The sequence below is a fragment of the Actinomycetes bacterium genome (genome assembly GCA_036000965.1).
GTDB lineage: Bacteria > Actinomycetota > CALGFH01 > CALGFH01 > CALGFH01 > DASYUT01.
The window spans coordinates 1-12835 of the sequence record DASYUT010000034.1; the positions used below are offsets into that span (position 1 = coordinate 1).

11 protein-coding genes are annotated in these 12835 nt (G+C 71.7%); 8 read left to right on the forward strand and 3 right to left on the reverse strand.

The features are described 5' to 3' along the window. The coding region (locus VG276_01900; GenBank protein HEV8648160.1) for a glycosyltransferase at positions 1-632 on the forward strand (632 nt) is incomplete at its 5' end. Positions 633-738: 106 nt separating this feature from the next. Then, entirely contained in the window at positions 739-1590 is an 852-nt protein-coding gene (locus VG276_01905) for a phytanoyl-CoA dioxygenase family protein (protein HEV8648161.1), read from the forward strand. Between the two features lie 58 nt (positions 1591-1648). On the opposite strand, the gene VG276_01910 is transcribed toward VG276_01905, so the two are convergent. The 3 genes from VG276_01910 to allB all read right to left on the reverse strand — a co-directional run bounded on the left by VG276_01910 (position 1649) and on the right by allB (position 5608). Beyond that, entirely contained in the window at positions 1649-2860 is a 1212-nt protein-coding gene (locus tag VG276_01910) for a DNA methyltransferase (protein ID HEV8648162.1), read from the reverse strand. Between the two features lie 217 nt (positions 2861-3077). Continuing rightward, positions 3078-4274, reverse strand: coding sequence for an allantoicase (gene alc / locus VG276_01915; GenBank protein ID HEV8648163.1), 1197 nt, complete (start codon positions 4272-4274; stop codon positions 3078-3080). Continuing rightward, the gene (gene allB, locus VG276_01920; protein HEV8648164.1) at positions 4271-5608 is read right to left on the reverse strand and encodes an allantoinase AllB; all 1338 of its coding nucleotides are present in this window, start codon (positions 5606-5608) and stop codon (positions 4271-4273) included. Before allB ends, alc begins: the two co-directional genes overlap by 4 nt. A 264-nt stretch (positions 5609-5872) precedes the next feature. Between allB and VG276_01925 the strand changes: the two genes are divergently transcribed. From VG276_01925 to pucL, 6 genes are all read left to right on the forward strand, one after another. Then, positions 5873-6646 (forward strand): IclR family transcriptional regulator, encoded by a 774-nt coding sequence (locus VG276_01925; GenBank protein ID HEV8648165.1) that lies wholly within the window; start codon positions 5873-5875, stop codon positions 6644-6646. Between the two features lie 433 nt (positions 6647-7079). Continuing rightward, positions 7080-7973, forward strand: a complete 894-nt coding sequence (locus VG276_01930; GenBank protein HEV8648166.1) for a 2-hydroxy-3-oxopropionate reductase — start codon at positions 7080-7082, stop codon at positions 7971-7973. A gap of 19 nt (positions 7974-7992) precedes the next feature. Next, entirely contained in the window at positions 7993-8832 is an 840-nt protein-coding gene (locus VG276_01935) for an FAD binding domain-containing protein (GenBank protein HEV8648167.1), read from the forward strand. Then, positions 8829-9416, forward strand: coding sequence for a (2Fe-2S)-binding protein (locus VG276_01940; GenBank protein ID HEV8648168.1), 588 nt, complete (start codon positions 8829-8831; stop codon positions 9414-9416). Before VG276_01935 ends, VG276_01940 begins: the two co-directional genes overlap by 4 nt. Next, positions 9403-11718, forward strand: a complete 2316-nt coding sequence (gene pucD / locus VG276_01945) for a xanthine dehydrogenase subunit D (GenBank protein HEV8648169.1) — start codon at positions 9403-9405, stop codon at positions 11716-11718. Before VG276_01940 ends, pucD begins: the two co-directional genes overlap by 14 nt. A gap of 85 nt (positions 11719-11803) precedes the next feature. Continuing rightward, positions 11804-12646: a urate oxidase gene (pucL, locus tag VG276_01950; GenBank protein HEV8648170.1), complete on the forward strand. Its 843-nt coding sequence runs from the start codon at positions 11804-11806 to the stop codon at positions 12644-12646. The last annotated feature ends 189 nt before the right edge of the window (positions 12647-12835 follow it).

Below are 12835 nucleotides of genomic sequence, written 5' to 3' on the forward strand. Positions count from 1 at the left end.
GGGGCCAGGCGGGCGAGGCCGGGTTCCGTGACCGCTTCGGCCTCGGCCCGAGCCCGTTCGTGCTGTTCGTCGGGCGGCTCAACGCCATCAAAGGGCCCGACCTGCTGCTGCGGGCGTTCTGCGCCGTGTGCGGCCGGCTGCCAGACCACCACCTGGTGCTCGCCGGCCCCGACGAGGGCATGCGCGGCGAGCTCGACCGGATCGTCGAGGAGGAGGGCGTGGCCGGCCGGGTCCACGTCACCGGGCATCTGGACGGGCCGGCCAAGGCGGCCGCGTACCACGCCGCCACCCTGCTCGCCGTCCCCTCACGGCAGGAGGCGATGTCGATCGTGGCGCTCGAGGCGGGCGCCGCCGGCACCCCGGTGCTGCTCACCGACAGGTGCGGCTTTGGCGAGGTCGCCGAGGCCGGTGGCGGGCTGGTCGTGCCGGCGACCGTCGACGGCCTCGCCCGTGGCCTGGTGGAGCTGCTCGGCCCGGGCGCCGACCTCGGCGCCATGGGGGCGAGCCTGCGCCGCCTGGTGCTTGACCGCTTCACCTGGGACCGCGCCGCCGACGCCTACCTCGCGCTCTACCGGGAACTGCTCGCGGGCGGGACCGGCGCGCCCCGCCCGAGCCTCGACGGGGATGGCTGATCCTCGCGGTCGTGGCACCGTGGTCTCGGCAGCGTCGCCGGGTGATCCGGGCCGTGGTCTCAGCAGCGTCGCCGGGTGATCCGGGCCGTAGAGGAAGGAGACGGACGTGGAGCCCACAGCCGAGCAGGTCGAGGCGTACCGCCGCGATGGCTTCGTCGTGGTCGAGGAGTTCCTGCCCCGGGAGGAGGTGGAGCGGGTCCGGGCGCGCTGGGAGCGGCTGTTCAAGCACGAGTGGGAGACCGGGGTCGCTCCCGACGAGGTCAACTACACCCCCGGGGTGACCCCGGGCAACGTCACCCGCCAGCTGTGCAACGCGTGGAGGGCCGACCGGGTGGTCGCCGCCACCACGCTCGCCCGCCGCAACGCCGGGTTCGCTGCCCGGCTCGCCGGCCTCCCCGGCCTGCGCATCAACCAGGACAACCTGATCTGGAAGCCGCCCAGCGGCAAGGCCCTGCTGGTGCACCAGGACGGCTCCTACCTCGACTGGCTGGAGCCGCCGAACATGGTCACCTGCTGGATGGCGCTGGACGACACCAGTGCCGACACCGGAACGATCTGCTACGCCCGGGGCTCGCACCACTGGCCCAAGGTCCCGGTCGGGGGCAGGTTCCACGCCCCCGACGACTGGCTGTCCTACGTCCGCGAGGTCATGCCCGCCGGCGCCGAGCTGGACCTGGTCCCGATCGAGGTCCCGGCCGGCGGTGCCGCGTTCCACGACGCCTGGGTCTTCCACGGCAGCCCGGCCAACGACCGGGCCGACGCCGAGCGGCGCGCGGTCATCAGCCACCTGATGGCCGCCGACACGCGCTGGAACCCGGCTGCCAGCCACCCCGTCTACTCCCGCTACCGCCGGCCCGGCGAGACCGAGATGGACGAGGCCTTCTTCCCAGTGCTCTGGGCCGAGGACGGCTACCGCACGCCCTGGGTCGACGCCTACGTCGCCGACGCGCGGCCCTGACCTGACGCGGCCCTGGCTGGTTCGCAAGTCGGACAGTCGCTGATACACGACCGGCTCGCTAGCCCCGGCGGGCGGTCACCGCGTACTCGTACAGGGCCGCCTTGGAGTTGCGCTTGCGCAGGGTGCGCACCTGCACGGCGGTGAAGCCGGCCTGGGCGAGCAGCTCGGCGTACCAGTCCTGGGAGGGCACGACGTGGCCGAAGAAGGTGGAGTTGCCGATCACGTAGACGACCGTTCCGCCGGGCGCGACCACGTCATGGGCGGCCAGGAAGTGCCGCCACATGTCGGAGAAGTACCGCTCCACGTAGCGGGCGAGCAGCCGTCCGCTACGGTGCTCGGCCGCGGCGATGCGCCCCAGGGTCGCCTCGAAGGACCCGTTCAGCGGGACGGCCTGGGCCGGCGACCAGTCGGCGAGCCGGCTGGTGGCCACCCCCCAGGTGCCGCCGATCGCGCTCCAGTCCAGCTCGCCGGCCTGCCTCGAGTCGTCCAGGAAGCGTAGCCAGTACATGTAGGGACGCAGCTCGCGGACGTAGCTGACGCGGTTGGCGTACGGCGGTGAGGTGAAGAGCACCTGGATGGGGCGGTCGGCGAGGCATGCGGGTGAGCGGGCGTCCCCGAGCCGCACGCACGCCCGGCCCGGCAGCGTGCGGCCCGCGGTGGCCACCACGTGCTCGGCCTCGACCCGGAAGCGGTCCAGCACGTCGCCGACCCGGGCTGCCGTGCCGCCCGGCTTGAACGACATCGACTGGTGGTCGAAGGCGGCGCCGCTCACCGCGATGAGCGTGCGGCACAGGGCGACCAGCAGCAGGTCGGTGGCGGGCCCGCCGTCCTCGTGCTCGTCCAGGGCGGCCCGGAGCGCCCTGAGCCCGTCCAGGGCCGGAGGCGACCACCAGCGGTCGATCCGGAAGATCGGCGGCTGCCACAGGCCGTCCGAGCCGGCCGCCGCCCTGGCCGACGCGGCCACGGCCACGGCCCGCTCGCGCGCCTCGCGGAGCTGCGCCTCGCCGTACCCACGCGTCTTGGCCCGCGCCAGCCACACCAGGAACGGGTTCACGTCGACCAGGACCGCGTCGAGGCCCGCCTCCACCGCGAACAGCCCCGTGGTGCCGCTGCCCGAGAACGGGTCGAGCACGGTCGTGCCCGGCTCGCGACCGGCCAGGGTCCCGGCGACCAGCCGGTAGGAGTAGGCAGGGGTGAGGCGCAGCCAGCCGTGCCGGCCGGCTGCAGCGTTGGCTCTGAAGGTCAGGTGGGCGTTCTGCGGGACGGTCATGGGCCGGGGTCCGCCGGCGACGGCGAGCCGGTCGGTGCCGGGGAGTCTCCCACGCTCGGCCGCCCGGCGGGCGGGCGGCGGGTCGCGGTCCTTGCCGGCTGCGGCGCGTCGCGGGACTGGGAATAGACGGTCGTCGGGGCCCGGCCGCTGCCAAGCGTCAGCGCTCGGCCGCCCCGGCGGGCAGCCGGCGGGCGGCGCACCTGGGCGGTGCCAGGCGTCAGACAGCGAGCATCGTGCGCACGCGAGCTTCGCCGACGTCTCGATGCTGGCGGGAGGCGGCGGCCAGGGCCGCGTCCACGCCGGCTCGGTCTCGCAGCGGCCGGGCCTTCTCGAGCGCCCGGGCCCAGTCCCGCGACGCGCCGCAGCCGGCAAGGACCGCGAGCGCCTGGGCCGCGGGCATCAGGTCGAACCAGCGGACCGCAAGGGCCGAGCGGGCCTGGGCGTCGAGGTCGCCGAACAGGCGCACCCGCGCCACGCCGCCGTCGGGATACACGTCCAAGCGGACATGCGTGGCTCGGGCGACCTCGTCGACGAGGTAGCGGTGGCGGGTGTCCGGTACGACCTTCTGCCTCGGCACGATGTCGAACCAGGCGTCCTGGGCGTCGAGCGAGGAGGTCGTCGCGTCGCAGCCACGCAGCGCGGCCTCCCCGGGCGCGTTGCCCAGGAAGAACGTCGTGTCGATCTCGGCCACCCTTGCCAGCCCGGCCGCTGCGAGGCGGAACAGCACCCAGTCGTTGCCTGGACCGCGGCGACGGCGGTTCTCCCAGCCCTCCCCCATGTGCCGCGGAAGGCCGGGCGCGTTGAGGTTGTTCGGCGAGGAGAAGAACCGGTCGCTGCAGTCGACGGCCAGGCCGCCGTGCTCCTGGGCCAGGAGGTCGAAAGGCGCGCCGGCGAGGTACCGTGGGTCGGGGACCACGTCGCCGTAGGCGCGGAAGCGGGCGATGCCGCCGTCGGGGTACATGTTCAGGCGCAGATGCGTGAACCTCCGCTCCAGGTCCACCTCGAAGACGTTGCGCGTGTCGCCCTCCACCGGCGAGCCGGGTACGACCATCTCCCAGTCCACGCCGTCGGCGAGCAGGGCAGTCGTGTCCGGGGCGCCGTCGAGGCCACACGCCTCGACGGAGACCTCCTCGGGGTAGTTCCCGCGGAAGAAGGCAGTGTCCACGACGACCGACCGCACGATCCCGGGCGCGCCCAGCCGGATGACGGCCCAGTCGTGGCCGGGCTCGCGGCGGCGGCGGGTCTCCCACCCGTCGTAGGTCTTGCCCTTGGGCCCGAACGCGTCCGGGTCGTGCACGGCCGGTTCCGCCTTGAGCAGGTTCTCCTTCTCGGCGAACCACTCGTCGCTGGCGGCCATGACGCCGCCGCCGAGGCTCCGCCCGGCGAGGTCCACCCGGTCGACGAACTCGCTCATGATCCTCCTCGACGTAGGAACCGCCCTCGCGCGACGTCGTCGACGCGGGTCCCGCGCAGCCACGTGGCGCGGACGACCCCGGTCAGCGTGCGACCCGCGTACGGGGTGATCGGGTGCCGGTGATGCAGCACGGCCGGGTCGACGGTGAAGGTCTCGTCTGGTGCGAACGCGCAGAGGTCGGCGTCGAACCCGGGGGCGAGCATGCCCTTGCGCGTCAGCCCGGCGAGCCGGGCTGGTGCCGTCGCCATCCAGGTCACCACCTCGTCCAAGGGGATGCCGCGCTGACGCGCGGCGGTCCACACGACCGGCAGACCGACCTGAATCGACGAGATCCCGCCCCAGGCCGCGCCGAAGTCGCCGATGTCGAGCCGTTTGAGCTCCGGAGGGCTCGGCGAGTGGTCGGAGACGATGCAGTCGATGATCCCTGCCCGCAGCCCCGCCCACAGCGCCTCGCGGTTGTCCGCTTCGCGGATGGGTGGACAGCACTTGAACTGTGTCGCGCCGGCCGGGATCTCGTCGGCGCTGAGGAAGAGGTAGTGGGGGCAGGTCTCCGCGGTGATCCGAACTCCGTCCCGTCGCGCCGACGCGATCATGGCGAGCGCGTCAGAGGACGACAGGTGCAGCACGTGAACCCGGCCGCCGATGCGGCGGGTCAGCTCGACCAGCTGGCCGATGGCGACGTTCTCGGCGTCGCGCGGGCGTGAGGCGAGGAAGTCGGCGTACCGCTGCCCGCTGCACCGCGGTGCCCGCTCGATCGCGGTCGAGTCCTCGGCGTGGACGATCATGAGCGCGCCGAACCGGCGCAGCTCCGCCATGGCCGTGCCCAGCTCCGCGATGTCGACCATGGGGAACTCGTCGACGCCGGAGTGCAGGAGGAAGCACTTGAAGCCGAAGACCCCGGCGTCGTGCAGCGGATGCAGGTCCGCGACGTTGCCGGGGACGACGCCACCCCAGAAGCCGACGTCGGTGTGGCACTGGCCTTCTGCCGCCTTGTTCTTGAGCTCCAGCGCCTCGACGTTCACGGTCGGCGGGACGCAGTTCAGGGGCATGTCGATGATCGTCGTGATGCCCCCCGCCGCTGCCGCCCGCGTTGCCGTGGCGAATCCTTCCCACTCGGTCCGCCCTGGTTCGTTCACGTGCACGTGGGTATCCACGAGACCGGGCAGCAGCACCTCGTCGTCGGACAGCACGACGCTCTCGCGAGCACGGAGCCGGGCGTCGTACGGCTTGACCGCGACGGTCGCGCCGTCTCGGACAGCGACGGCGGCAGGCCTGGCGCCCCGGGGCGTCACCGCCCGGCGGGCTCGGACGACCAGGTCGTAGTCGTACACCATCTGCTCTCCGACGGGCGTGACGGCAGGGGACCCGGAGCCTCGACTCGGCCGGACAGTGCGACTCCGGGGACCAGCAGGCCAGGACCAGCAGGGCAGACCAGCGGGCCCCGGATCAGCAGGCCCCGGGGACCAGCAGGACAGGACCACTAGCAGGCCCGAGGTATCTTTCCATTATCTGGAAAGTTACGCTCGCATGAGGGAAAGTACGTCTGCCAGGAGGTGGCGGTCAAGAGCGGCCGTCTCGGGAGCAAGGGGGCCAGCGTCATCACCAGTTCCGAGGGCGCTCAGCCCAGCCGCGTCCATTCGGTCGAGCGGGCGTTCATGCTGCTCGAGTCGCTCGCCGACCTCGGGGAGGTCGGGGTCACCGACCTCCGTCGAGCAACCGGCCTGTCCTACGGCACCATCCATCGACTGCTGGGCACCCTGCTCGAGCATGGCTATGCCAGGCAGAACACCGTCACCCGCAAGTACACGCTCGGGCCCCGCCTGATGCGCCTGGGCGACGCGGCGAGTCGGACCTTCGGTGTCTGGGTGCGGCCGTACCTCAGCGAGCTCATGGAGCTCAGCGGCGAGACGGCGAACCTCGCGGTGCTGGAGGGAGACTGGGCCGTCTACGTCGCCCAGGTCGCCTCCCGCAAGCACCACGTCCGGATGTTCACCGAGGTCGGACGCAAGGTGCTGCCGCACACGACCGCGGTGGGGAAGGTCCTGCTCGCGTTCCGGCCACGCACCGAGGTCGAAGCGCTGCTCGAACGTACGGGCCTCCCGCCCCGGACCCCGCGGACCATCACCGACCGTGGCCGCTTCCTGTCCGAGCTCGACGTGGTCGCCCGGCATGGGTATGCGGTCGACGACGGCGAGGAGGAGATCGGTGTCCGCTGCCTCGCGGTGCCGGTCTTCGGTGTGGGCGATGCCGTGGCCTCGGCGTCGATCTCGGCGCCCGACGGCCGGCTGAGCAGGGAGGACTACGACCGCCTTCTCCCCGAGATGCTGCGCATCTCGGCCGCCTTGAGCGGCAGCCTGGTGGCTCCGTCCTGACGGTCCCGAGGCGCGCACGTCCGAGGTCGTCTCCCGAGGCGCGCACGTTCAAGATCGTCTCCCGAGGCCGTACGTCTGAGATCGTCTCAAAGGCGCGCACGTCCGAGATCGTCTCCCGAGGCCGTGCGTCCGAGGTCGTCTCAAAGGCGCGCACGTTCAAGGTCGTCTCCCGAGGTCGTCTCCCGAGGCGCACCTCCGAGATCGTCGAGGGCCGGGGCTTGACTCCGTGAGCGAACGGCGGGTACGTTTGCACAAGCTAGTGGATGATTTTTTCCGCTGGCTGGAAACCGATGGGCTGTCACCAGCTTGACGACCCGGTACCGAGGTCCAGCTTCCCGAATGACGGAAAACGAACCAGGAGCCAGCGACCTTCGTGCTCGTGCGATCGTCCGGGTTGCGTGGTCCCGGATCTACGGACTGAGGAGGGCTCACCGTGACGGCGATCGGATTCATCGGCCTCGGCGTGATGGGCCGCCCCATGGCAGAGCATCTCGTCCGGGCCGGCCACGCCGTCAAGGTGCACAACCGGTCGCCGGGACCCGTGCAGAAGCTCGTGGCCGTCGGGGCGACGGCCGGGACGTCTCCGGCCGATGTCGCCGCCGACGCAGACGTCGTCATCACCATGGTCCCCGACTCCCCGGACGTCGAGGGAGTGGTGCTGGCCGAGGACGGGATCCTCAGCACGGCCCGTGAGGGGATGCTGCTCATCGACATGAGCACGGTCCGACCGGACACGGCCCGCCTGATCGCCAAGGAGGCGCACGCCAAGGGCGTCCGCTTCCTCGACGCTCCCGTGAGCGGCGGCGAGGTCGGCGCCCTCGAGGCCAGCCTGTCGATCATGGTGGGCGGGGATGCCGAGGACTTCGAGACCGCGCTGCCGATCCTCCAGTCGCTCGGCAGGACCATCGTCCACGTCGGCCCGGTCGGCGCGGGACAGACGGTCAAGGCTGCCAACCAGCTGATCGTGGCCGGCACGATCGAGCTGGTCAGCGAGGCCATCGTGCTGCTCGAGGCGCACGGCGTGGCGATGGAGCCCGCGATCAAGGTGCTGGCCGGCGGCCTGGCCGGCAACCAGGTCCTCGAGCGAAAGGCCGCGGGGATGCTTGCGCGGACCTTCGAGCCCGGGTTCCGCATCGACCTGCATCACAAGGACCTTGGCATCGTGCAGGCGGCTGCACGAGACAGCGGCGTGGTGATCCCCGTCACCGCGCTGGTGGCACAGATGCTCGTGTCGTTGCGCAGCCTCGGGCGAGGCGGGCTCGACCACAGCGCGATCCTCACGCTCATCGACGATCTGTCCGGCCGCGCCAAGACCAAGACGGACTAGGCGCCGGAAGCGAGGTGCCATGCGGATCAGTCACCCGAGGACGGTGGAGGACGCCTTCGACGCCCTCGACGAGATGCCGGACGCGCAGCTGCTGGCCGGAGGCACGGACTTCATGGTCGAGGTCAACTTCGGCCATCGCCGCCCGCCCGCGGTCGTCGGACTGCGCCGCGTGGAGGAGCTGGGCGGCTTCGAGCTCACCGACGACGAGGTCGTCCTCCGCGCCGCCCTGACCTGGACCGAGGTCGAGACGCAGCTGAACGACGAGCTGCCCGCTCTCGCCGCGGCCGCCCGCACGGTGGGCTCACCGCAGATGCGCAACGCTGGCACGGTGGGAGGCAACCTCGGCACGGCAAGCCCTGCGGGCGACTCGCTGCCGGTGCTGGCCGCCATGGACGCCACCGTCGTCCTGGTCAGCCGCGGCGGCGAGCGGCGGCTGCCCCTGTCGGCGTTCATCACCGGGGTGAAGCGGACCGCCATCCGGCCGGGCGAGATCATCCGGGAGGTCCGCGTCCCCCGGCTGCGCGGTCCACAGCACTTCCTGAAGGTCGGCACCCGCAACGCGATGGTCATCTCGATCGCCTGCGCGTCGGTCGTGCTGGACACGGAGGGCCGGACGGTCCGGTGCGGCCTCGGCGCGGTCGCGCCAACCCCGATCCGTGCACCGGAGGCCGAGTCCTTCATCGCCGGCGCGATCGACTGGGACGGGCTGCGAGCCCCGCCCGAGGCCGTCGCCCGGTTCGGTGAGCTCGCGGTGGCGGCGGCGTCCCCGATCACCGATCACCGCAGCACGGCCGAGTACCGCCGTCATGCCCTGAAGGTCATCACCGTCCGGGCACTGCAGAGGAGCCTCGCAGCATGACCGAGCAGACACCGAGTGACGCGCTGCACGACCCGACGACCCCCGACGGCAGCGGCCGTGAGGACTACCCGGCGCCCGGGGCGGGCCCAGACGTGCTTGCCGCGCTGGAGAGCTACACGCTCGCCGTGAACGGGCGGGACCGCGACGTGACCGAGGCCTGGCTCGGGGAGAGCCTGCTCTGGGTGCTGCGCGAGCGGCTCGGGCTGCCCGGCGCCAAGAACGCTTGCGAGCAGGGCGAGTGCGGCTCCTGCTCGGTGCTGCTGGATGGCCGGCTGGTCGCTTCCTGCTGCGTCCTGGCCGCCGATGCAGTGGGCAGCCAGATCACCACCGTGGAAGGGTTGTCGGGCGAAGGCGAGCTCTCGGACGTGCAGCGCGCCTTCGTCGAGGAGGGCGCCGTGCAGTGCGGCTTCTGCACGCCGGGCCTTGTCGTGGCCATCCATGACGTGCTTCACCGGAACCCTCGGGCCACCGAGCTGGAGCTCCGCGAGGCGATCTCGGGAGACCTCTGCCGGTGCACGGGGTACGGCCGGATCTTTGCCGCCGTCCGCCGCGTCCAGCAGGAGCGTGCCCATGCCCGCACCTAGCCTGCCCACCACGTTCACCCGCAAGCGCCGCGCTCCCGGGGTCGGCGAGAGCGTCCTGCGCCCGGACGGCATCCCCAAGGTCAAGGGCCAGTTCGCCTTCTCCTCCGACGCCTGGGTGGAGGGCATGGTGTGGGGGCGCACCGTGCGCAGCCCGTACCCGGCCGCCCGGATCCGCGGCATCGACGTGTCCGCTGCCGTGGCGATGCCGGGCGTGCACGCGGTGATCACCGCCGAGGACGTGTGGGGCAGCCCGACCTACGGGCTGGAGCACCACGATCAGCCCGTCTTCGCCAGTGACGTCGTGCGCTACCACGGTGAGCCGGTCGCCGCGGTGGCGGCGGACCACCCCGAGACCGCGCAGCGCGCGTGCGCGGCGGTCGTGGTGGACTACGAGGTCCTCGAGCCGCTGGTGGACGCCGAGGCGGCGATCACCGCTGCTCCGATCCATCCGGCGGGCAACATCTTCCGTCACGTCAGGATCCGCCATGGCGATCCCGACGCGGTAGGCGAGGTCGTCGTCGAGGGGACGTACGAGGTGGGCATGCAGGACCAGGCCTTCCTCGGCCCCGAGTCCGGGCTGGCGGTGCCCTCCGAGGACGGCGGCGTCGAGCTCTACGTCGCCACGCAGTGGCTCCACGTCGACCGGGACCAGATCGCGGCGTGCCTGAACCTGCCGCGCGACAAGGTCCGGCTCACGCTGGCCGGGACCGGTGGCGCGTTCGGCGGCCGCGAGGACCTCAGCATGCAGATCCACGCCTGCCTGCTCGCGCTGAAGACCGGCAAGCCCGTGAAGATGGTCTACTCGCGCGAGGAGTCCTTCTTCGGGCACGTGCACCGGCACCCGGCGAAGCTGTGGTACCGGCACCACGCGACCCGGGACGGCAAGCTCGTCAAGGTCGAGACCCGGCTCGTCTTCGACGGCGGGGCGTACACGTCCTCCAGCACCGCGGTCATCTCGAACGCTTCGTGCTTTGCGGCTGGCCCCTATCTCGTGCCGAACGCCGTCGTGGACGGCTACGCGGTGCGCACCAACAACCCGCCCTGCGGCGCGATGCGTGGCTTCGGCGCGGTGCAGACGTCGTTCGCCTCCGAGGCGCAGATGGACAAGCTGGCCCAGGAGCTGCACATCGATCCGGTCGAGCTGCGCCTGCGCAACGCACTCAAGACCCATGACGAGCTGCTCACCGGGCAGGTCATCATCGGCGCTGCTCCGGTGGCGGAATGCATCAGGGCGTGCCTGGCCCTGCCGATGCCGGAGCCGCTGTCCGAGGATGCACCGGCGATGATGCTGCCGGGTGGCGCCGGCTTGACGGCGCTGCGGGACGACGTCCGCCGCGGAGTCGGGTTCGCCGTGGGGTTCAAGAACCTCGCCTTCTCCGAGGGCTTCGACGACTACTCGACCGCACGCATCCGCTTGGAGCTCACGCCCGTCGGCGACCCCACGGCCACCGTGCACGTGGCCACCGCCGAGGTCGGACAGGGCTTCGTGACGGTCGCCCAGCAGATCGCGCGGGCGGAGCTCGGCGTCCACGAGGTCGTCCTCGCGGCCGCCGACACCCAGGTCGGCTCCGCCGGTTCCTCCAGCGCCTCCCGCCAGACGATGATGAGCGGCGGCGCGGTGCAGGCGGCCTGCGCCGCCGTCCGCGAGGTCCTGCTCGAGCGGGCGGCGCTGGAGCTGCACCTCGCCCCGGCCGACCTGGTGCTGGAAGAAGGCGAGCTCGTCACCAAGGACGGCAGGCACAACGTGTCCCTGGTCGAGGCGTTGAAGGCGGGTCCGGTGGAGGCCACGCGCGAGTTCCACCACGCGCCGACCGACCCGCTCGACGAGAACGGCCAGGGCAACGCGCACTGGTCGTTCGCCTTCGCCGCCCACCGGGCGGTGGTCGACGTCGACCCCGAGCTCGGGCTCGTCCGTGTCGTCCAGATCGCGACCGCGCAGGACATCGGCAAGGCCCTGAACCCGCTCGCGGTCACGGGCCAGGTCGAGGGCGGCATCGCGCAGGGCGTCGGCTTGGCGGTGATGGAGGAGATCATCGTCGACAAGGGCCGGATCCGGAACCCGTCGTTCACCGACTACCTGCTGCCGACCGCGCTGGACATGCCGACCGTGGTCCAGACCTGGATCGAGCAGCCCGAGCGCGGCGCCCCGTACGGCGCGAAGGGCGTCGGCGAACCGCCGACCATCTCGTCGACGGGCGCCGTCGTCGCCGCCATCCGGGATGCCACCCGACTCGACCTCAACCGCATCCCGGTGCGGCCGGACGACGTCGCACTCGCCGCTGCCCCGGAACGCTCCCGCTGACGCCAACGCTCCGCGCGACCGCGCTCGGAGCTCCTGCCATCGACGACCTACCCGACCGACACGAGAGCGAGGGAGCCAGGGGGCAATGGGAATCGTCTTGGGCTCGAGCAACTACGGCAAGGCAGGAAATCACCTGTTCAAGGTGATCCGGGGGGCCGACCGCGACGAGGTCAGGGACTACCGCGTCGACGTGTCCCTGACCGGCGACTACGAGGCCCTGCACACCAGGGGCGACAACACCGGCGCGATGGCCACCGACACCATGCGCAACACCGTGTACGCGCTGGCCAAGCAGCACAGCTTCGACTCGCCCGAGGAGTTCGGCCTGCAGATGGTCGACTACCTGCTGACCCAGCCGCGGGTGACGGGTGCCCAGGTGCGGCTGGTCGAGCAGCGGTGGGACCGGATCACCGTGGACGGCGAGCCCCATGAGCACGCCTTCACCAAGGCCGCTGGCGCCAAGCACGTGGCAACCGTCAGCGGCCACGGTGGCGAGCGGCACGTCAGTGCCGGCATCGACGACCTGCAGGTCCTGAAGACGACGAACTCCGGATGGGACCATTTCCTCGAGGGCGGCTACCGCACGCTCAGGGACACAGCCGACCGGATCCTGGCCACGAGCGTGACCGCCACCTGGGACTACCACGAGCCCAAGGCCGACTTCACGCGGCTGTGGGAAGGCGTCAACGAGCAGATCGGAACGACCTTCACCGACCATTACAGCCCGTCCGTGCAGAACACCGTCTTCCTGATGGGCAAGGCCGTGCTCGAGCGGTTCCCCGACATCGAGAAGATCCACTTCAGCCTGCCGAACAAGCATCACATCCTCTACGACCTCTCGCCGTTCGGCCTGGAGAACGACCGGGAGATCTACTGGGTCACCGTCGAGCCGTACGGCCTGATCGAAGCAACCATCCAACGCGGCTGAGGCCGCTGCCGGTCGCCGCACCGGTCGGTGGCCGCTACGGACCCAGCCGAAGAGGATCAGGAGGGGAGGGAGCATGGCCCAGACGTTGCGACGTCGGCCAGGGAACGCCGGCGTGCACCCGGTGGACGAGGTGCTGCGGCCGGACAAGCTCGCGCTGTACGGCGCCCAGCACGTCCTCGCGTTCTACGC